The organism is Bradyrhizobium sp. DN3 (genome assembly GCF_041357655.1).
In the GTDB taxonomy this organism is placed as follows: Bacteria; Pseudomonadota; Alphaproteobacteria; order Rhizobiales; family Xanthobacteraceae; genus Bradyrhizobium.
The window spans coordinates 210,405-230,294 of sequence record NZ_JAULLN010000001.1 but is presented as its reverse complement, the minus strand read 5'-3'; the positions used below and the strand labels follow the sequence as shown (position 1 = coordinate 230,294).

General features: G+C 63.6%; 16 protein-coding genes. 8 read left to right on the top strand and 8 right to left on the bottom strand.

What is annotated here, in order from left to right; translation table 11 throughout:
• Positions 1 to 85 precede the first annotated feature (85 nt).
• On the bottom strand, positions 86 to 1,750 hold the full coding sequence (locus AAE027_RS00985) for a pentapeptide repeat-containing protein (protein WP_370985183.1): 1,665 nt from the start codon (positions 1,748 to 1,750) through the stop codon (positions 86 to 88).
• 1,282 nt (positions 1,751 to 3,032) lie between these two features.
• Here AAE027_RS00985 and ppc point away from each other — a divergent pair.
• Positions 3,033 to 5,831 (top strand): phosphoenolpyruvate carboxylase, encoded by a 2,799-nt coding sequence (gene ppc, locus AAE027_RS00980; RefSeq protein WP_370985184.1) that lies wholly within the window; start codon positions 3,033 to 3,035, stop codon positions 5,829 to 5,831.
• A gap of 135 nt (positions 5,832 to 5,966) precedes the next feature.
• Here the strand turns inward: ppc and AAE027_RS00975 are convergent, their stop codons facing one another.
• The 4 genes from AAE027_RS00975 to AAE027_RS00960 form a co-directional block, all read right to left on the bottom strand.
• Positions 5,967 to 7,076: an SMP-30/gluconolactonase/LRE family protein gene (locus tag AAE027_RS00975; RefSeq protein ID WP_370985185.1), complete on the bottom strand. Its 1,110-nt coding sequence runs from the start codon at positions 7,074 to 7,076 to the stop codon at positions 5,967 to 5,969.
• A gap of 115 nt (positions 7,077 to 7,191) precedes the next feature.
• Positions 7,192 to 8,106, bottom strand: coding sequence for an SDR family oxidoreductase (locus AAE027_RS00970; RefSeq protein ID WP_091897391.1), 915 nt, complete (start codon positions 8,104 to 8,106; stop codon positions 7,192 to 7,194).
• A gap of 5 nt (positions 8,107 to 8,111) precedes the next feature.
• Positions 8,112 to 9,251 carry a thiolase C-terminal domain-containing protein gene (locus AAE027_RS00965; protein ID WP_370985186.1) on the bottom strand — a complete coding sequence of 380 codons (1,140 nt, stop codon included), beginning with the start codon at positions 9,249 to 9,251 and terminating at the stop codon, positions 8,112 to 8,114.
• Positions 9,252 to 9,254: 3 nt separating this feature from the next.
• Positions 9,255 to 9,668, bottom strand: a complete 414-nt coding sequence (locus AAE027_RS00960) for a Zn-ribbon domain-containing OB-fold protein (RefSeq protein ID WP_027550368.1) — start codon at positions 9,666 to 9,668, stop codon at positions 9,255 to 9,257.
• 178 nt (positions 9,669 to 9,846) lie between these two features.
• On the opposite strand from AAE027_RS00960, the gene AAE027_RS00955 reads away from it, so the two are divergent.
• From AAE027_RS00955 to alkB, 4 genes are all read left to right on the top strand, one after another.
• A complete protein-coding gene (locus tag AAE027_RS00955; RefSeq protein WP_091897399.1) occupies positions 9,847 to 11,196 on the top strand; it encodes an amidase in 1,350 nt (449 codons plus the stop codon).
• A complete protein-coding gene (locus AAE027_RS00950; RefSeq protein ID WP_370985187.1) occupies positions 11,189 to 11,875 on the top strand; it encodes a DUF2848 domain-containing protein in 687 nt (228 codons plus the stop codon). The genes AAE027_RS00955 and AAE027_RS00950 overlap by 8 nt, the downstream gene beginning before the upstream one ends.
• 159 nt (positions 11,876 to 12,034) lie before the next feature.
• Positions 12,035 to 12,781, top strand: coding sequence for a 2OG-Fe(II) oxygenase (locus tag AAE027_RS00945; protein ID WP_370985188.1), 747 nt, complete (start codon positions 12,035 to 12,037; stop codon positions 12,779 to 12,781).
• 9 nt (positions 12,782 to 12,790) lie between these two features.
• Positions 12,791 to 13,444, top strand: a complete 654-nt coding sequence (alkB, locus tag AAE027_RS00940) for a DNA oxidative demethylase AlkB (protein ID WP_370985189.1) — start codon at positions 12,791 to 12,793, stop codon at positions 13,442 to 13,444.
• 3 nt (positions 13,445 to 13,447) lie between these two features.
• Here the strand turns inward: alkB and AAE027_RS00935 are convergent, their stop codons facing one another.
• From AAE027_RS00935 to hpaH, 3 genes are all read right to left on the bottom strand, one after another.
• Positions 13,448 to 15,076: a thiamine pyrophosphate-dependent enzyme gene (locus AAE027_RS00935; RefSeq protein WP_370985190.1), complete on the bottom strand. Its 1,629-nt coding sequence runs from the start codon at positions 15,074 to 15,076 to the stop codon at positions 13,448 to 13,450.
• A gap of 149 nt (positions 15,077 to 15,225) precedes the next feature.
• Positions 15,226 to 15,624, bottom strand: coding sequence for a 5-carboxymethyl-2-hydroxymuconate Delta-isomerase (locus AAE027_RS00930; protein ID WP_370985191.1), 399 nt, complete (start codon positions 15,622 to 15,624; stop codon positions 15,226 to 15,228).
• 27 nt (positions 15,625 to 15,651) lie between these two features.
• Complete coding sequence (hpaH, locus tag AAE027_RS00925; RefSeq protein WP_370985192.1) at positions 15,652 to 16,458, bottom strand: 2-oxo-hept-4-ene-1,7-dioate hydratase; 807 nt, start codon at positions 16,456 to 16,458, stop codon at positions 15,652 to 15,654.
• 111 nt (positions 16,459 to 16,569) lie between these two features.
• Between hpaH and hpaR the strand changes: the two genes are divergently transcribed.
• The 3 genes from hpaR to AAE027_RS00910 all read left to right on the top strand — a co-directional run bounded on the left by hpaR (position 16,570) and on the right by AAE027_RS00910 (position 19,832).
• Entirely contained in the window at positions 16,570 to 17,088 is a 519-nt protein-coding gene (hpaR, locus tag AAE027_RS00920; protein WP_370985193.1) for a homoprotocatechuate degradation operon regulator HpaR, read from the top strand.
• Between the two features lie 242 nt (positions 17,089 to 17,330).
• Positions 17,331 to 18,107, top strand: coding sequence for an HpcH/HpaI aldolase family protein (locus tag AAE027_RS00915; RefSeq protein ID WP_028179613.1), 777 nt, complete (start codon positions 17,331 to 17,333; stop codon positions 18,105 to 18,107).
• Between the two features lie 201 nt (positions 18,108 to 18,308).
• Complete coding sequence (locus tag AAE027_RS00910; protein ID WP_370985194.1) at positions 18,309 to 19,832, top strand: UxaA family hydrolase; 1,524 nt, start codon at positions 18,309 to 18,311, stop codon at positions 19,830 to 19,832.
• The last annotated feature ends 58 nt before the right edge of the window (positions 19,833 to 19,890 follow it).

Genomic DNA, 19,890 nt, shown 5'->3' with positions numbered 1-19,890 from the left:
ATGGGTAGAAGCGAAACCCATCAATTCCCGCCTATGGCGCAGCGTGATGGGCTTCGCAAGGGCTCAACCCATCCTATGGGCTGGATTACTTTAGCGGGCTCATACCTCTAGGGAGAATTAGATCCATTCCCTGGCAGGCAAGCGGCGTGTCCGATTTGCCACTTCGATCTCTAATCTTCCAGGGCCCGCGGCCCACTTTTTCGACCTCGAACTTACTATACCGGTTGATCAAATCGTTCTTCCTCTCAGGCTCCAACTCTGCAAGCACCTCACCGAGTGGCACCACTTCCTCGACTTTGAGTTTGGAACTCGTCTCATAGGCCTGCCACGGTACGGACAAGAGAGCATTTTCAAGGTTTGCCTCGTTCAAATGAGCCTTCGCAAACACCGAAGAAGATATCTCCATCCTGAGTTCACTGTCGAACGACGCTCCCGAAAACCGCGCGCTGACCAAATTCGCGCGTTGTAGCGACCCGCCATAAAAGCGTGCGCAACTGAAGTTGGCACTTCGAAAATCTCCTTCAAAGCTTACCCGATCAAAAATTGTCCCCGTGAAGTTCGCGCCCTCGAACTTCGCGTTCCCGAACTCGAGAGGGCCCAACGTTCGTAAAGACAAGTCAGATTCACTAAAATCGCCTCCAGCCGCGAAGATGCCCGGCAGCCAAACGCGCTGAGCCATAAGAAAGGCCAGGAGTTGCGCGCGCTCTGGACTGGTCTTCTGTTCGCTTAGTCGGATCAACGATCCACGCGCCCCCCAGGACGGGTCCGCAAAGTAAGCAAGCAGGTAGCTCCAAATACCTGGAGCCACTTCACGTCGCGGACGTGTATCGAAATCAACGATTGGGGACGCCCGCGTCACCTGAGACAAGCCGGCAATTCGTAGACGCGTCGGCAGTTCGAGCTGAAAGAATTCGTCGTCGCTGTACCCAGCGGAAAAAGTTCGCCTCTTGATATCGTCCGGCAAATTATCGGAGTATTCGAGCCGTGCATTATGCAGTTGCCTACGGAAGGCGCTGATCCGCTTCTTCAATTCATCCGGAACATCGCGCGGCACTGATCGGAGGGCGTTTTCCAATACGTCAACACCGTTCCCCTGCGAGTACCACTCTGAAAAGTAAGACTCGGACTCCTCCAGACCTTGGAGAGCTATAAACAATCTGTACAAAAACACATCGACAGGACCGCGATCACTCTCGCTTTTGATAAAGATCAAGTCTTTAAGAGCACTTGCGAGCTCCTTCGATTGAGGGACGATACTCTCCTTCAATTTTTGACGCGCCTTTTCCTGTTTCTCCCGCAACGGCGCCAACTCGTTTTTTATCTCTCCCGATATCGCGGAAAACTCTGCTTGAAAGTTCTGAGTTCGCCGTTGCGCGTCCATAACGATCGTCTGTACGTCCATTCGGTCGGTTTGAAGCGACAACAGATAGTTTGCTTGCAGCGTGAGAGACGCTGTCACCACCAATGCAAGCAGTCCTCCACCTGCTGCCGCGGTCGCGGCGGAACGCCCCAAAAAGGCCGACAGCAGACCACCCGCGGCCGCCCATCGAAGATCAGGGTCTTTACGGAACTGATATAAGTTGCGAGCTGCAGAGACGAGCCTATGCTCCTGCCAAAGAAGTGCTTCCTGGCGATCGAGGACTTCCTTCTCGATTGCAGAGGACAGTCTGCTGCGATCTAGGCGCTCCGTCTCCAACGCGACTTCGAGGGCAGCCAATCGTTCGGCAAGTTGTTCATTCGCTGGTGGCATCGAAAAGGCTCAACTGAGGGTACAAAAATATGCTCTGATAGAAGTCGCTTAGGTTGCGTGCCGCATATTGGACGGTTGTTTTGTCGCCTGTCCATAGCCCGTGGCCATCGTCCGCACCGAACGTGTCCCATCCGATAGTGCTCGAAGTCCAACGCGCGGATTTGGACAGTGCGATCACCCAACTTACACTGAAGCTGCTAGCGCTCAGCGACGAATCGCTTTTAAATGAATCTCGTGTTGCGCTCCCGACAACTCATTGCTGAGCTTGCAGATGCCAAAGCCGAGCTCGACGAGCTGGTTAGCGCGCTAGAGCAAATTCGCCGGCAAGACGATGCTTCTTGAATCGCCCTTGCGGACCTCTTTATCCGCTGCGGACTTGCTTCCTAAAATGCACATCCACGTCAGGACCGCTTTCCCAAAGACGAACAGAGGGGCGGCAGCCGCGGGGTCGGCTGTCCGTGGTGGAGCGGACATTGGTCTGTCCTCGGCACGATGGTGCTGAGCCGCTGTTGCGGGCCCAATTCCTCGCGTTACCGTCGGGCAAAACACGCCACATGAAGGTCAAGCGACCCGGCGCGAATTATTCTGATTGACCGAATTCACGCTTTCGGTTAAACCGCAAGGCATCCCAGCCCGGTCAAAGGGACGTTTCGCGATCGTCACGATACGTAGGCCGGGATGCGATGGACGCGGCAGCGCCGGCGCGTGACGAGGTGGCAGGGCGGGCTACGCCTGTGAGCCATCGCGATCCGCGCGATCGACACGGCGCGGTCACAGCGTTTCCTTTCGGCTTCGGGGGCGAGCACGCGCGAGCTTCCGAATGTTTGGGAGGGACGTCCGCGGCGGCAAAAGCGTGTGGTCCTGACGCCCGGGGTCTGTGCGTCAAGGCTTGCGGTGGTGAAGCGGCCCGACCGGGTGCGCGCATCAGTCATCCGCAAGGCGACGGGGGCAATAGTGCATCGCTCCCCGGGGAGAGCGCGCCATAAGCCGTAAAACCATTGCGCAGGGAAGGCCGGGATGTCCCGGCGTCACCTGTGGTCACCCCGCGTGCGTTTCTCGCGTGCGGACCCTGGGTGCCAGCCGGCGCCCGGCCTTCCCTGCGCCCTTTCTTCTCGATGAGGGCGAAACCGACAGCAAAGCTCGGGCGCCTGCGCCGCGAGACCGAGGACGTGTGCACGGCGTTCTGCCGCGCCGCCACCAAGTTCATCTTGTACTGCGGTAGAAAAATATCGCACACTCCTCCGGACCGAGGAGCCAGGGAGCTCTTAAAGGGGAGCGAGCCATGTCCCTCCAGACCATATCATCCGACGCCACTGAGCATCGCCCCAACCGCCCGGAGGACGTCCAGGCGATGGAAGCGGATGCGCGCCTGCGCGATGACATCCGCCTGCTCGGGCGCATCCTGGGCGATACCGTGCGCGACCAGGAGGGCGCCGATGTGTTCGACCTGGTCGAGCGCATCCGCCAAACCTCGATCCGCTTCCATCGCGACGAGGACCGGCTCGCCCGCCGCGAGCTCGAGCAGATCCTCGACGGCATGTCGACCTCCGAGACGGTGCGGATCGTCCGCGCCTTCAGCTATTTCTCCCACCTCGCCAACATCGCCGAGGACCAGAACAACATCCGCCAGATGCGCGCCCGCGGCGCGGGCAAAAACGGCGGCTCCGGCGTGCTGGCGGAAACGCTCGCCCACGCCAAGGCGGCGGGCATCGGCCCCGACGCGCTGCGCACTTTCTTCAAGTCCGCGCTGGTCAGTCCGGTGCTGACCGCGCACCCGACCGAGGTCCGCCGCAAGAGCACCATGGACCGCGAGATGGAGATCGCAGCCCTGCTCGACCGCCGCGAGCGCGTCGCGCTGACCGCGGAGGAGACCGCCGCCAGTGACGAGCAGCTCCGCCGCGAGGTGCTGACGCTGTGGCAGACCAATCTCTTGCGCCGGACCAAGCTCACAGTGCTCGACGAGGTCTCCAACGGCCTGTCGTTCTACGACTACACCTTCCTGCGCGAGGTGCCGCGCCTGGTCAACGCGTTGGAAGACCGGCTGGAGGAGGGCGGCGAGCAGGCGGCAAGCGAGCTCGCCTCGTTCCTGCGCATGGGTAGCTGGATCGGCGGCGATCGCGACGGCAATCCATTCGTCACCGCCGACGTCATGCGCGGCACGCTGCGGCTGCAGTCGAGCCGCGTGATGCAGTTCTACCTCAACGAGCTGCACGTGCTCGGCTCGGAGCTGTCGATCGCCGCGCATCTCGCCGACGTCTCCGAGGAGCTACGCACGCTGGCGGAACGCTCGCCGGACACCTCGCCGCACCGAAGCGGCGAGCCTTATCGCCTCGCGGTCTCCGGCATCTATGCGCGCCTCACCGCGACGGCCGAAAAGCTCGAGGTCGAGATCACCCGCCGGCCGGTCGGCAAGGGCAAGCCTTACGAGAGCGTCAGGGAGCTGCAAGCCGATCTCGACGTGCTGCACCGCTCGCTGATTTCCAACAATGCCCGCGTCATCGCCCGCGGCCGGCTGCGGCGCTTGCGGCGCGCGGTGGACTGCTTCGGCTTCCATCTGGCGCGGCTCGACATCCGTCAGAACTCGGCCGTGCATGAGCGCACCATCGCCGAGCTGATGGACGCGGCAAACCCCGGCATGTCCTATCTCGCGCTCGGCGAGGATGCCCGCATTTCGCTGCTCACCAACGAATTGCGCTCAACGCGCGCGCTGGTCTCGCCCTTCGTCAAGTACAGCGACGAGACGATGGGCGAGCTCAACGTGTTCCATGCCGCCGCCGAAGCGCATGCGAAGTTCGGTTCGGACGCCATCCCCCAATGCATCATCTCGATGTGCAAGGGCATGTCCGACATGCTCGAAGTCGCGGTGCTCTTGAAGGAGGTCGGCCTCGTCCATCCCTCCGGGCGCAGCGCCATCAACATCGTGCCGCTGTTCGAGACCATCGAGGATTTGCAGGCTTCCGCCGGCATCATGGACCGCATGCTGTCGCTGCACGATTACCGCCGGCTCGTCGATAGCCGCGGCAGCGTGCAGGAGGTCATGCTCGGCTATTCCGACAGCAACAAGGATGGCGGCTTCGTCACCTCGGGCTGGGAGCTCTACAAGGCCGAGATCGGGCTCGTCGACGTGTTCGAGCGGCATCACGTACGCCTACGCCTATTCCACGGCCGTGGCGGCTCGGTCGGCCGCGGTGGCGGGCCGAGCTATGACGCGATCATCGCGCAGCCCGGCGGCGCGGTGAACGGCCAGATCCGCATCACCGAGCAGGGCGAGATCATCTCGTCGAAATATTCCAACGCCGAGGTCGGCCGCAACAATCTGGAGATCCTCGCCGCGGCGACGCTGGAGGCGAGTCTCCTGAATCCGCGCCAGAGCGCGCCGCGCCGCGAATATCTGACCGCGATGGACGAATTGTCGAACCTCGCCTTCAGGGCTTATCGCGGCCTCGTCTACGAGACCGACGGCTTCGTCGATTATTTCTGGGCCTCCACCGTCATCAACGAGATCGCAACGCTCAACATCGGCAGCCGCCCGGCCTCGCGCAAGAAGACCCGCGCGATCGAGGATCTGCGCGCAATCCCCTGGGTGTTCTCCTGGGCGCAATGCCGCCTGATGCTGCCGGGCTGGTACGGTTTTGGCAGCGCGGTCGAGCAGTGGATCGCTGATCATCCCGACCAGGGCATGCCGTTCCTGAAAGAGCTCTACAGGGAATGGCCGTTCTTCCGCATGCTGCTCTCGAACATGGACATGGTGCTGGCGAAAAGCTCGATCGCCATCGCCTCGCGCTATGCCGAGCTCGTGCCGGACGAAGCCCTGCGCGAAAAGATTTTTGGCCGCATCCGTCGCGAGTGGCATTCCTGTATCGAGACGTTGCTCGACATCATGGGCCAGGATCGATTGCTTCAGAGCAACCCGCTGCTGGAGCGCTCCGTGCGCCATCGCTTCCCCTATCTCGATCCGCTCAACCATGTGCAGGTCGAGCTGTTGAAGGAGCACCGCGCGCAGAATCCGGACGAGCAGGTGCTGCGTGGGATCCAGCTCACAATCAATGGCATCTCGGCGGGGCTGAGGAATACGGGATAGGGGCGACGCAGCCGCCACACCCTCGCTCGTCATGCCCGGGCTTGACCCGGGCATCCACGTCTTTCCTCACTTGCGGCACTGCGTGGATGGCCGGGACAAGCCCGGCCATGACGCGTGGTGAGAGTGCGGAGCGCATCAACAGAAATGCGCGCCCTGCGTCTCCACATACACCGCATAGAGCGACTGACTCGCGGTCATGAACAGGCGGTTGCGCTTCTTGCCGCCGAAGCAGACATTGGCGCAGGTCTCGGGCAGCAGGATCTGGCCGATGCGCGCACCATCGGTCGGCGCGAACACCTGCACGCCGTCATAGCCGGGTCCGACCCAGCCGGCGCCGACCCAGATGTTGCCTTCGGTGTCGACGCGCAAGCCGTCAGGGAAGCCTGACTTGCTGTCGAGCTTCATGTCGATCAGCTTCTTCGGGTTCGACAGCTTGGCGCCGTCGATGTCGTAGGACCACACCACGTTCTCAGCCTGCGGGTAATGCGTGATGCCGGTGTCGCAGACATAGAGTCTCTTGTAGTCGTGGCTGAAGGCGATGCCGTTCGGCTTGAACGGCTCGTCGGCAACCTTCGCGACCTGCCCAGTCTGCGTGTCCAAGCGATAGACGGCTTCCTTTTGATGAGGTTGCAGCGATCCGGTATTGGCAAGCTTGCCTTCGTAGATGCTGATCGCGCCATAACCGGGATCGGTGAACCAGATCGCCTTGTCGTTGGGATGCACCACCATGTCGTTCGGGCCGTTGAGCGGCTTGCCGCCTGCCTGCTCGGCCAGCGCCGTTACCGAACCGTCGTGTTCGTAGCGGACGAGGCGGGTCCGCTCGGCGCTGATCTGGCGTCCTTCGGTGTCGAACGAGTTGCCGTTGGCTTCGTTCGACGGCTTGTGGAACTGCTCGGAGATGTGACCGTCGTCGTCGAGATAGCGAAGCTGGCGGTTGGCTGGGATGTCGCTCCAGACGAGGTATTGCCCCTGCGCATTCCACGCCGGTCCCTCCGCCCACAGGCAGCCGGTGTAGAGCCGCTTGATCGCGGTGTTGCCGACCTTCGCCTTGAAGCGCTTGGGGTCGATGACGACGATGTCGGGGTCGGGATAGCGCTGCGGCTCGGCATTGGCGCCGAAGTCGCGCGCGTCGGCCCGCGAGGCGAGGACGGCGGAGGCGGCGAGAGCCGCCGTGCCTTTGAGGAGAGTGCGGCGCCCAAGGCCGCCGGTGGCAGAGATGTCGGGGTTGGTCAGTATTCTTGTCATGGTTTCCTCCCAAAGTTTGTTGGGAGGGCACCATCCGCCCGCATTCGGGCGTAAAACGGGGCGATCTCTGGCCGAGGCAGCCAGAGATCGCAGGGCAGGGATGTCGGAAATGCAGCTAGACGGGATCCCAGGTGAAGATGTCGGCGGAACGGTCGAGCTTGTAGAACGAGCCCTTCAGCGCCGGCATGCCGTGTTCCGCGATCGACTGCGGCGTCCAGCCTTCGCTCCGCTGCACCGAGCGGATCGGACGGTTCTGGCTGAACAGGAAGATCTCGTTCATGCGCACGCCAAAGATCTGCCCGGTGACGTCCTTGGCGGGATCTGAGAGCAGATAGCCGCAGAGCGGGGCGATCTTCTCCGGTCCCATCTGCTTGATCTTCTCGACGCGCGCCTTCTCGGCTTCGGTCTCGGTCGGGATGGTGCCGATCATGCGGGTCCAGGCGAACGGCGAGACGCAATTGGAGCGGACGTTGAAGCGGCCCATGTCGAGCGCGATCGATTTGGAAAGCCCGACGATGCCGAGCTTGGCGGCGGCGTAATTGGCTTGTCCAAAGTTGCCGATCAGGCCGGAGGTCGAGGTGAAATGGACGAAGGAGCCCGACTCCTGCTCGCGGAAGATCCGCGCCGCGGCATGCGAGACGTAGAACGAGCCCATCAAATGCACCTTGATGACGGCCTCGAACGCTTCCACGCTCATCTTGTGGAAGATCATGTCGCGCAAGATGCCGGCATTGTTGACGACGCCGTCGAGCCGGCCGAAATGATCGGTCGCGGTCTTCACGATCTTGCTGGCGGGGATCGCTTCGGCCACCGACTCGAAGTTCGCAACCGCAGCGCCGCCGCGCTTCTTGATCTCCTCGACCACTTCTTCCGCGGGCGCCGCGTTCGAGCCGGCGCCGTCGGCGGCACCGCCGGGATCGTTGACGACGACCTTGGCGCCTTCCGCGGCGCACAGCAGCGCGATCTCCCGCCCGATGCCGCGACCTGCGCCGGTGACGATGATGACCTTGTCTTGCAGTGATTTGCTCATGTGAACTACCTCTCGTTCGTAAACACGATCGTGCCGCTCGCCGCGAACATGCCGCCGACGCCATGGCACACCGAAATCTTCGCGTTGGGCACCTGCGCTGGCGCGATGCCGCGCATCTGGCGCACGCTCTCCTGAAGCGCGTACATGCCGTACATGCCGGAGTGCATGTAACTCAATCCGCCGCCATTGGTGTTGAGCGGCAGCTTGGCCCCCGGCCGCGTGTTGCCGTCCGCGATGAACTGTCCGGTCTCCTCATAGGGCATGAAGCCGAGATCGCCGAGGCCGAACAGCGGCAGATGCGCGAACGCATCGTAGATCATGAGATGGTCGACATCCCCGTGAGCGATGCCGGCTTCCTTGAATGCCAGCGGCCCCGCCGTCTTGAACGCGCGCGAGGAGTTGAAGGTCTCCATCTGGCTGACCATCGGTGTTTCCACGCTCTCGCCGGTGCCCATGATGTAGACGGGCTTGCGCGGAAAGTCCCTGGCGCGATCGGCCGAGGTCAGGATCAGCGCGCCGCCGCCATCGGTGACCAGGCAGCATTGGAGCAGGCGGAACGGATACGCGATCATGCGCGAGTTGAGGACATCGGCGACCGTGATCGGGTCCTTCATCATCGCGCGCGGATTCTTCGCCGCCCATTCCCGCTGCACCACTGCGACCGAAGCCAGCTGTTCATGCGTGATGCCGTAGGTCTTCATGAAGCGCAGCACGGGGATCGGGAACATGCTGGGCGGGCCGTAGACACCATAGGGCGCCTCGAACTGGCCGTTGAGGCTGTCTGCCGGTGTCGAGCGCGGCAATTTGCCGATCATCGACTTGCCGCTCTCGGCATGGGTGATCAGCACGGTCTTGCACAGGCCGGCCTCGATCGCCGCCGCGGCATGGCGGACGTGCAGCATGAAGGAGCAGCCACCAACCGAGGTGCCGTCCACCCAGGTCGGCTTGATGCCGAGATAATGGCAGACCTGCTGCGGTGTTTCGACCGCGGTGGCAAAGCCGTCGATGTCGGAGAGTTTCAGCCCGGCATCCGCGATGGCATTGAGCGCCGCGTCGGCGTGAAGCTGGAGCTGCGAGGCGTTGGGGATGATCCCGAGCTCGGTGGTCTCGGCCGCACCGACGACGGCAACCTGGTTCTTGCGCATGGCTTACCCCTTCGCCGGACGGAAGACGGGGAGGGTGATCTTGTCGTCGAGTTTCTCAAAGGCGACCTCGAGCTTCATGTCGAGCTCGAGTGCCTCCGGCGTCTGCGGGCAGTCGATGATGTTGCTCATCATCCGCGGCCCCTCGGCGAGTTCGACCACCGCGATCGCGTAGGGCGGCGTAAAGCCGGGCGCGGCAGGGCGGTGATTGATCACGTAGCTGTAAAGAAAGCCCTTGCCGCTCGCCTTGAACACCGAGACCTTGCGCGAGGCGCAGGAAGGGCAGAACGGGCGCGGCGGGAAGTAGACATGCGCGCAGGCGTCGCATCGCTGCAGGCGCAATTCGCCCGCCTTTGTACCGTCCCAGAAATGCTGGGTTTCCGGCGTTGGTTTCGGTCGCGCGCGCTGCGGTTCGGCCATATCGGCAGCTCCTCCCAAGAGACAGGCTTCGCGCCCGCCTGTTTCGATCTTGATGCGACAATCGACTATAGTGCGTCAACGGTCCAGCAATGCGCATGCATGCCATCATGCGCACAATGCTTGTGTCGAACTGAGCCAGCGCTATAGATTGCGCGCGCCAATATTCCGTGAGACAGACATGCCCGATTTTCCGACGCTGGCGAAGCTCGCCGAAGACCTCGAAAGCGGCCGCACCACCTCCCGCAAGCTGGTCGAGGCGTGCCTTGCCAGGATCGCCGATCCCACCGGTGAGGGCCAGCGCGCCTTCATCCATGTCGATAAGGACGCCGCGCTCGCGGCGGCGGACGCGATGGACGGCTTGCGCAAAGCCAAAGCCGCGCCATCGCGCTATGCCGGTATTCCGATCTCGATCAAGGATCTCTTCGACATCAAGGGGCAGACGACGCGCGCCGGCTCCCGTGCGCTCGACGATTCCGATCCGGCGGAGCACGACGCGGCGGCGGTTGCGCGGCTGCGCGGCGCCGGCTTCGTCGTGATCGGGCGAACCAACATGACCGAGTTCGCCTATTCCGGCATTGGCATCAATCCGCATTACGGCACGCCGAGGGGCGCTTGGAACCGGGCGGAGGGCCACGTGCCCGGCGGCTCGTCCTCGGGCGCGGCAGTGTCCGTGCTCGACGGCATGGCGCATGGCGCGCTCGGCACCGATACCGGCGGTTCCTGTCGGATTCCGGCCGCCTTCAACGGCATCGTCGGCTACAAGCCGACGCAGCGCCGTGTGCCGCTCGACGGCTCGGTGCCGCTGTCGTTCTCGCTCGACAGCATCGGGCCGCTGGCGCGATCGGTCAGCTGCTGTGCCATACTCGATGCGGTGCTCGCCAACGAGCCGATCGTCGCGGTGAAGCCGCGCCCCGTAAAGGGCATGCGGCTCGCCGTTCCGACCACGATCGCGCTCGACGACCTCGACGCAGCCGTCTCTGAAACCTTCGAGCGCGCGCTGAAGGCGCTCGCCGATCACGGCGCCATCATCGAGCGCATCGAGATGGCTGAATTCCACGACATCGGCCCGATGAACGCCAAGGGCGGCTTTGCCGCGGCCGAGAGCTATGCCTGGCACCGTTATCTCATCACGTCCAAGGGCGATGTCTACGATCCACGCGTCGCTGTCCGCATCATGCGCGGCGAGGCGCAGAGCGCGGCCGACTACATCGATCTGCTCAACGAGCGCCGCTCGCTGATCGCCCGCGTCAATGCGCGCATCGCGCCCTATGACGCCCTGGTGCTGCCGACCACCGCCAACACGCCGCCGAAGATTGCCGATCTCGCCGACGACAAGGCGTTCACCACCCAGAACCTGCGTGCCCTGCGCAATTGCACCTTGATCAACATGATCGACGGCTGCGCCATCTCGCTGCCTGCGCATCGTCAGGGCGCCGTTCCCGTCGGTCTGATGCTGGCCGGCGCGGGCGGATCCGACCGCCGTGTCTTCGAACTTGCTGCCGGCATGGAGGCCGTGATCCGTGTTTGACCTGACTTTCACCGTCGACGCCCAGGACACCACGACGCCGCTGACGCTGGCGATCGACCAGGTCGTCATCGCCGGCTGGACCGGCCGCGACCCCGTCGCGCGCGACAAGCACATCGCCGAGCTGCAAGAGATGGGCATCGCCCCGCCAGCCTCGACGCCGATCTACTACCGCGCCTCGGCGCGGCGGCTGACGATGGAAGACCGCATCGAATGTACCGGCGGCGAGTCGTCCGGCGAGGTCGAGTTCGTGCTGATCGGCTGGCAGGGCCGCATCTTCGTCGGCTGCGGCTCCGATCACACCGACCGCAAGGTCGAGGCCTATAGCGTCACGGTCTCAAAGCAGATGTGCGACAAGCCGATCGCCTCCACACTGTGGGAGCTCGAGGACGTCATCGGCCATTGGGATAGAATGATTTTGCGTTCCTACGCCTGGATCAAGGGCGAGCGCGTGCTCTACCAGGAGGGCACGCTCGATGCGATGCTCCCGGTCCCTGACCTCATCACGCGCGGCTTTCCGGGCGGGAAGCTGCCCGACGGCTGCGCCATGTTCGGCGGCACCTTCGCCGCCAAGGGCGGCATCCGCCCCGCCGGCCGGTTCGAATTCGAGCTGGAAGATCCAGTGCTGAAGCGCACGATCAAGCACGGCTATGACGTGGTGACGTTGCCGGTGAGGGGCTGATAGCTCTCCTCCATCGTCATTGCGAGCGAAGCGAAGCAATCCAGACTGGTTCCGCGGAGGGACTCTGGATTGCTTCGTCGCAAGGGCTCCTCGCAATGACGGGGAGATAGTCGGAAATCGGGTGGCGGCGGAGGGCGGCATATTGCGAGAGTCGTAGCCATGACAGCAACAGCACGCAAATCAGCCCCTAAGCTATCCGTCGACATTGCCTCCCACGTCGACATCCTCGGCTGGCCGCAGATCACCGCCGAACTCGACAGCCACGGCTGCGCCGTCCTGAAGAACCTGCTCACGCCGGACCAATGCCGCGGCATCGCCGCGCTCTATCCCGACGACACGCACTTCCGTAGCCGCATCGTCATGGGCCGCCACGGCTTTGGCCGTGGCGAGTACAAATATTTCTCCTATCCACTCCCCGACTTGATCGCGCAGATGCGTCCGGCGCTCTATGCGCATCTTCAGGGTGTCGCCAACCGCTGGAACGAGGCGATGGGGATCGACATCCGCTATCCCACCGCGCACACAGCGTTCCTGAAGCGCTGCCACGAGGCCGGCCAGAGCCGGCCGACGCCGCTGCTGCTGCAATATGAGGCTGGCGACTACAATTGCCTGCATCAGGACCTCTACGGCGAGCACGTGTTCCCGATCCAGGTCGCGATCCTGCTGTCAGAGCCTGGGCGCGATTTCACCGGCGGCGAGTTCGTGCTGACCGAGCAGCGGCCGCGCATGCAGTCCCGCGCCGAGGTGGTGCCGCTGGCGCAGGGCGACGCCGTCGCCTTCGCCGTGCATCACCGACCGGTGCAGGGGACACGCGGCACCTATCGCGTTAATCTCCGCCATGGCGTCAGCCGTATCAGGTCCGGCCAGCGCCACACGCTGGGTATGATCTTTCATGATGCCAAATGAGTGAGGCGATTGACCGCGGATTTGTTCGATAGCGTCGCCGACGCGCAGCCATCGCGCGAGGAGATCGCCGACGGCGCCGTGCTGCTGCGCGGCTTCGTCAAGCCGATCGAGAGCGAGCTGATCGAAGCCGTGCGCGCCATCGTGGCGCAATCGCCGTTCCGGCGCATGACGACGCCCGGCGGCTACCAGATGTCGGTGGCCATGACCAATTGCGGCGAGCGCGGCTGGATCACCGATCACACCGGCTATCGCTATGATCCGATCGATCCGCGAACCGGCGCACCCTGGCCGGCGATGCCGCCCGTGTTTCGGGCTCTCGCCCGCCGCGCGGCGGAGCAGGGCGGGTTCAAAGATTTCGCGCCCGATGCCTGCCTCGTCAACCGCTACGAGCCCGGCACGCGGCTGTCGCTGCATCAGGACAAGGACGAGCTCGACTATTCGGCCCCGATCGTCTCGGTCTCGCTCGGCCTGTCCGCGATCTTCCTGTTCGGCGGCCTGGCGCGTAGCGACAAGCCGCGCCGCTTCCGCCTGGTGCATGGCGACGTCGTGGTCTGGGGCGGCGCTAGCAGGCTCGCTTATCACGGCGTTGCGCCGCTCGCCGATGGCGAACATGCGCTGCTCGGCCGGAAGCGGATCAATCTGACGTTTCGCAGTACGCGCTGACGCTTAGGGCTTCGGCGGGTGAATGAACGCCCACGGACTGACTTCGGAGTCCCGCATCACCTCGACCGAGATCAGATAGGGCCCGCCATGGGCGAGCGCCTTCTCCATCGCCGCCTTGAACTGGTCCGGTGCGGTGACGCGCGCAGCTGCCACGCCAAAGGACTCCGCGAGCTTGACGAAATCCGGATTGACGAGATCAGAGGCCACCACGCGGCCGTCAAAGCGTTCGCGCTGGTCGCGGCGCACATTGCCGTAGGCGTTGTTGTTGAACACCAGCGTCACCACACCGATGTTGAACTGCACGGCGGTCGAGAGCTCCTGCACGCCGAACATGAAGCCGCCGTCGCCGGTGATCGCCACCACCGGCTTGTCGGGGTTGGCGACCTTGGCGCCGAGCGCAGTCGGGAAGCCCGAGCCGAGCGTGCCCTGATAGCCTGAGGTGATGAAGGTGCGCGGCTCATAGACCGGAAAGCCGTACCAGGAGGCGAAGCCGAACTGCGACAATTCATCTGTCACGATCGCGTTTGCCGGCAGCACCTCGCGCAGGATGTTGAGATAGGCCATCTGCGGCTGGATGCGCTGGATTTCCTGTTGCGCGGTTGCGGCGGCCTCGCGGATGTCTCCGCGCCGGCCGCGGCTTCGCGCATAGCCGGCCTTCTTCACAGCTGCGACGAGATCGGCCGTGCCGACCTTCGCGTCGGCGACAATAGCTGTATCGGAAGCGAGCCGGCGCATCTCGGCCGGATCGATGTCGATCCTGACAGATTTCAGTCCCTTCGGCTGATAGGGCCAGCGGAAGCCCGAGGCCGGCAGCTCCGCGCGGGTGCCGATTGCGATCATCAAATCAGTCGTGGGCCACAGCTTGTAGGCGGCAGCCATGGTGAGCCCGAGCTCGTGCGCGTTGGAGACGATGCCGCGGCCGCTGCGGAAGGCAACGACGGGCGCATCAATCATTTCGGCGAGTTCGAGGATCTCCTCGCGCGCCGCAATCGCGCCGCTGCCGACGAAGATCATCGGCGCCTTGCTGCTTTTGATGAGCGCGGCGGCCTGCTTGATCAGGTCTGGATCGGGCTGCGGCGCAGGCAGCGGTTCCAGCACCTGTGCGGCCGCGGTGTCGGCGCGCTGGGTGAAGACGTCCCAGGGCATCTCGACAGAAGCAGGCCCGCGCCGGCCGGAGGTCATCTCCTGAAAGGCGCGCGCGACGACCGTCGGGGCGTTGCCGGGATATTCGATGCGATCGGCCCATTTCACATAGGTGCGCAAGGTCGCGAGCTGGTCCGGCATCTCGTGCAGATGGCCGCGGCCCTTGCCCAAAAATGGCGTCGGCACCTGGCCGGTGACGCAGAGCACCGGTTCGTTGCAGCCGAAGGCGGTGAGCAACGCCGCGCTGGTGTTGAGCACGCCGGGGCCGGGCACCACGCTGAACACACCGGGCCTGCCGCTGGAGCGCGCATAGCCGAACGCCATGTAGCCGCAGGCCTGCTCGTGCCGCGCGCCGATTACCTTGAGCTGGGCCTGATGGAAAGCGTCGAAGAGGCCGTAGACCTGCGCGCCTGGCAGGCCGAATACGGTGTCGACGCCATGGGCGACCAGGCCGCTTACGATCGCTTCGCCGCCGGTGAGGGTGGTCATGGTGCTATTCCACTTCGAGTGTTGTCCAGGCTTCATCGACGACGCAGTTGCGTAAGCTTGCGATGCCCTCGACTTCGACGTCGATCACGTTCCCAAATGCGAGTGTGGCAAAGGTCGAGATGTCGCTGCCAGGGCAGGGAATGGGAACGTCAGCCGGGCTGCGCCTCCGCTTTCAGGGCGTCATGGATGTTGTTGCGCTTCCAGCTCGTGTCCTTGTCGTTGATCTGCATGTCGAACGATAGGGCAAACTTGCTGACCGCAAAGACGGGATCGAGATGTTTTGAGAGCGCCTGGAAGACGTGCTCGCCGGCCTTCTGACGCGTCTTGAGATCGCGGCCCTCGCCGATGCGCAGCACCATGTCGAGGAAACCGTACTCCTGCCGTGCGTCCGCGATCGCATAGTGCTCGCATCTGATCGCGCGAACGCGGATGCCGCCGAGCGGGAAGATGCCGGTTTCGACCGCCGCCTTGCGCACGACTTCGCATACCAAGCCCATGTCGAGGCGGCCATCGAGATTGGCCGAATATTCGATCGTGAAATGCGGCATCGCGGTTTCACTCCCTGTCTTGTTCGCCTAAGCGAAGTAGCAGCTCACCGAGCCGTGGCCGCCATAGTCGGCCTGAATTGTGTCGCCCTTGCGGGTCTCGATCGGGCGGATGAAGGAGCCGGCAAGCACGACCTGTCCGGGCTCCAGCGCTAGCCCAAGCGGCGCGATCTTGTTGGCGAGCCAGGCTACCGCAGTTGCGGGATGGTTGAGCACGCCGGCGGCAAGACCGGTTTCCTCGAGCTGGCCGTTCTTGAAGCAGAGCGCGCCGATCCAGCGCAAATCGGCCTCCAGCGACCGGATCGGCCGTCCACCAAGCACGATGCCGGCATTCGCCGCATTGTCGGCGATGGTGTCGAAAATCTTTCGCGTCGCCTTGGTCTTGGGATCGACGCGCTCGATCCGCGTGTCCAAAATCTCCAGCGCCGGCACCACGAAGTCGGTGGCGTTGAGCGCGTCGAACATCGTGCAGTCGGGTCCTGAAAGGCGCTTGCTCATGACGAAGGCGAGCTCGGCCTCGACGCGCGTCGCGATGAAGCGCTCGGTCGGAATGATCCCGCCGTCGGCAAAGAACATGTCGTCGAGCAGCACGCCGGAATCCGGCTCGTCGATATTGAGTGCGCTCTGCATCGCCTTCGAGGTCAGGCCGATCTTGTGGCCCTTGACGATGCGCCCCTCGGCGGTCTTGACGTCGACCCAGGCCTTCTGAATCGCGTAAGCGTCAGCGATGGTGATGTCAGGGAAATCCTGCGAGAGCTGCCGGATCTGCGTGCGGGTCTTCTCCGCCTGGTGCAGACGCCTCGCGCAAGCTTGGATATCGTCGTTGGAAAGCGCCATTTGTGATCTTACAAATCGTGGTGCCCGGAGATAGTTAACATGTTAAGTGAATGCGTCAAACACAAATTGGGCTTGCTGCACTGCAAACATTTTGCGGCTTGAAAGGGCGTCATGACGAAGAAATCCGCTGATCCCGCCAACGGAAGCGCGCCTGCCGCGCGACAGGTGCCGATGCGCGACTTCTCGCGCTCGCTGCCGATGTCATTGCTACGGGCGCGGGAGGCGGTGATGCGGCAATTCCGCCCTTCGCTGCGCGAGCACGGCTTGACCGAGCAGCAATGGCGCATCCTGCGCGCGCTCGCAGCTATCGAGACGGTCGAGGTCACGGAACTCGCGCGCACCGCGTTCCTGCTCGGGCCGAGCCTGTCACGCATCCTGCGCGATCTCGAGGCCCGCAATCTGATCGAGCGCAAGACCGCCAAAGCGGACCAGCGCCGCAGCATGGTCTCGATCTCGAAAGAGGGCGTGAAGCTGATGGCCTCCGTGGCGCCGACGTCGGAGGCGATCTATGCCGAGATCACGCGACGCTTTGGCGCCCGCAAGCTCGCCGAGTTGCAGGACATGCTCGGCGAGCTCGAGCAGAGTCTCGCAGGCCTCGGCGCCGGCGAGGAGGCAAGTGCCGAGGAGTGAAAGCTGATATGCGCGAGCGCGCGGCAACAGCCATGGACATGGCCGCGTTTTTTCGCTCAAAGTGCCGCCCAAGCCGATCGCTGGAAAGTCGGCGCCGGGACGGATGGCGCCCCTCTTGTCGGATGACATCTTGCGTTATCGCGAGCGTAGCGCGGCGATCGAGTTCGCGGTAATAACGGCATCGCCTTGTCGCGGCACTCGTCATGGTGACGACGGTCCAAACAACAAAGAAGGAAGGCAACGTGGCGAACAAAGTCAAAGAGATCTGGAAGTCGGGCAAGGCCGTGGTCAACGCGTGGCTCGCAATTCCCTCCGGCTTCTCGGCCGAGATGATCGCGCAATGCGGCTTCGACAGCGTCACCGTCGACATGCAACACGGCGTGCAGGACTATCTGTCGATGGTCCAGTGCTTCCAGGCCATGGACAAGCATCCGATCACGCCGATGGTCCGCGTGCCCTGGAACGAGCCCGGCATCATCGGCAAGGTGCTCGACGGCGGCGCCTATGGCGTGATCTGCCCGATGGTCAACACGCCGCAGGAAGCCAGGAACCTCGTCTCCTATTCGAAATATCCGCCGAAGGGCGTTCGCTCCAACGGTCCGATCCGCGCCGGCATGTACGGCACCGCAGGCTCCTACCAGAAGACGGCCAACGACGAGATCGTGCTGCTGCCGATGATGGAGACGAGGACCGCGGTCGAGAACATGGAAGCGATCCTCGACGTCGAAGGCATTGATGGCGTCTATATCGGCCCGTCCGACCTCGGCTTCTCCTACGGCCTCGAGCCGAAGCTCGACCGCAGCGAGCCGGAGATCCTCGCGATCTACGAGAAGATCATCAAGGAGTGCGGCAAGCGCGGCCTCAACCCGGGCATCCATTGCAGCGGCGCCGAAGGCGCGGCGCGCGCCATCAACATGGGCTTCAAGCTGGTGACGCTCTCGAACGAGGTCGGCCTGATGACGACCTACGCCAAGATGCAGGTGAATGCGACCCGCAAGGAGTCAGGCGGCAAGGCCTGATCTCTCTCCTTTCCCTCTCCCCGTTCTTTCGGGAAGAGGGTTAGGGTGAGGGGCCTCTCTCAACACGGACTAATCTAACGATCGAGCGCGCAGCTCGCCCCTCACCCGGATCGCATTGGACGATGCTTCGCATCGCCAAACGCGATCCGACCTCTCCCCGTAAGAGCGGGGAGAGGTGAAGTAAGACCGAAGGAGATACCCATGACCATCAGCCCCGTCATCCGCCTGCATCCCGATGATGGCGTGGTGATCGCGCGCGCGAGCCTGCCGCCCGGAACGGTGGTCGCTGAGGGCGTGACCACGATCGATCGCATTCCCTCCGGCCATAAGGTCGCGATCAAGCCGATCGCGTTGGGCGAACCGGTCAAGCGCTACGGCCAGATCATCGGCTTTGCCACCCAGGCCATCGCGCCGGGCCAGCACGTGCACACGCAGAACTGCGGCATGGGCGACTTCGCCAAGGACTATGCCTATTGCGCCGACGTCAAGCCGACGCCGAATTTCGATCTGCCGGCGACCTTCGAGGGCATCCGCCGCCCCGACGGCCGCGTCGCCACGCGCAACTATATCGGCATCCTGACCTCGGTGAATTGCAGCGCGCATGTCGCCAGCCTCGTCGCCGACGTCTTCAAGAAGAACCCCTTCACCGGCGACAATCCGCTCGCTGACTTCCCCAATGTCGATGGCGTGGTCGCGCTGACCCACAAGACCGGCTGCGGCATGACGCAGAACGAGCCCCTGGCGCTGCTCCGCCGCACGCTCGGCGGCTATGCGCGGCACGTCAATTTCTCTCACGTCATCGTGCTGGGCCTCGGCTGCGAGGTGAACCAGATCGGCGGCCTGATGGAAGAGCAGAAGCTCGCCGGCCGCTTGCGCGCGATGGACATCCAGGAGGTCGGCGGCACCCGCAAGACGGTGGAGGCGGGCATTGCCTTCGTGCGCGAGGCGCTCGGTGATGCCAACAAGGTCAAGCGCGAAACGGTACCGGCAAGCGAGCTCACCGTGGCCCTGCAATGCGGCGGCTCGGACGGTTATTCCGGCGTGTCTGCCAACCCGGCATTGGGTGCGGCGAGCGATCTCATCGTTCGTCACGGCGGCACCGTGATCCTCTCGGAGACGCCCGAGACCTACGGCGCCGAGCATCTGCTCACGCGCCGCGCCGTCAGCCGCGAGGTCGGCAAGAAGCTGGTCGATCTCATGCGCTGGTGGGACGCCTATACCGAGCGCGAAGGCGCCGAGATGAACGCCAATCCAAGCCCCGGCAACAAGGCCGGTGGCCTCACCACCATCCTGGAAAAGTCGCTCGGCGCGATGGCAAAGGCCGGCACCACCAATCTCGTCGAGGTGCTGCGCTACGCCGAGCCCGTCACCAAGAAGGGTTTCGTCTTCATGGACACGCCCGGCTACGATCCGGTCGCAGCGACCGGCCAAGTGGCAGGCGGCGCCAATCTCGTCTGCTTCACCACGGGCCGCGGCAGCGTGTTCGGCTGCAAGCCGGCGCCGTCGATAAAGCTCGCCACCAACACGCCGATGTACAAGCGCATGGAAGAGGACATGGACGTCAATTGCGGCACCATCCTCGAAGGCGAGGAGAGCGTCGAGAGTTGCGGCCAGCGCATCTTCGAACTCATCCTCAAGACCGCCTCGGGACAGCCGACCAAGAGCGAGAGTTTTGATTTCGGCGGCGCCGAGTTCGCGCCGTGGGTGCTCGGCGCGACGATGTAATCTCCTCATCGTGCGCCGGCGGTAGCTAAACACTGCACGGCGACGCACCTAGGTAATG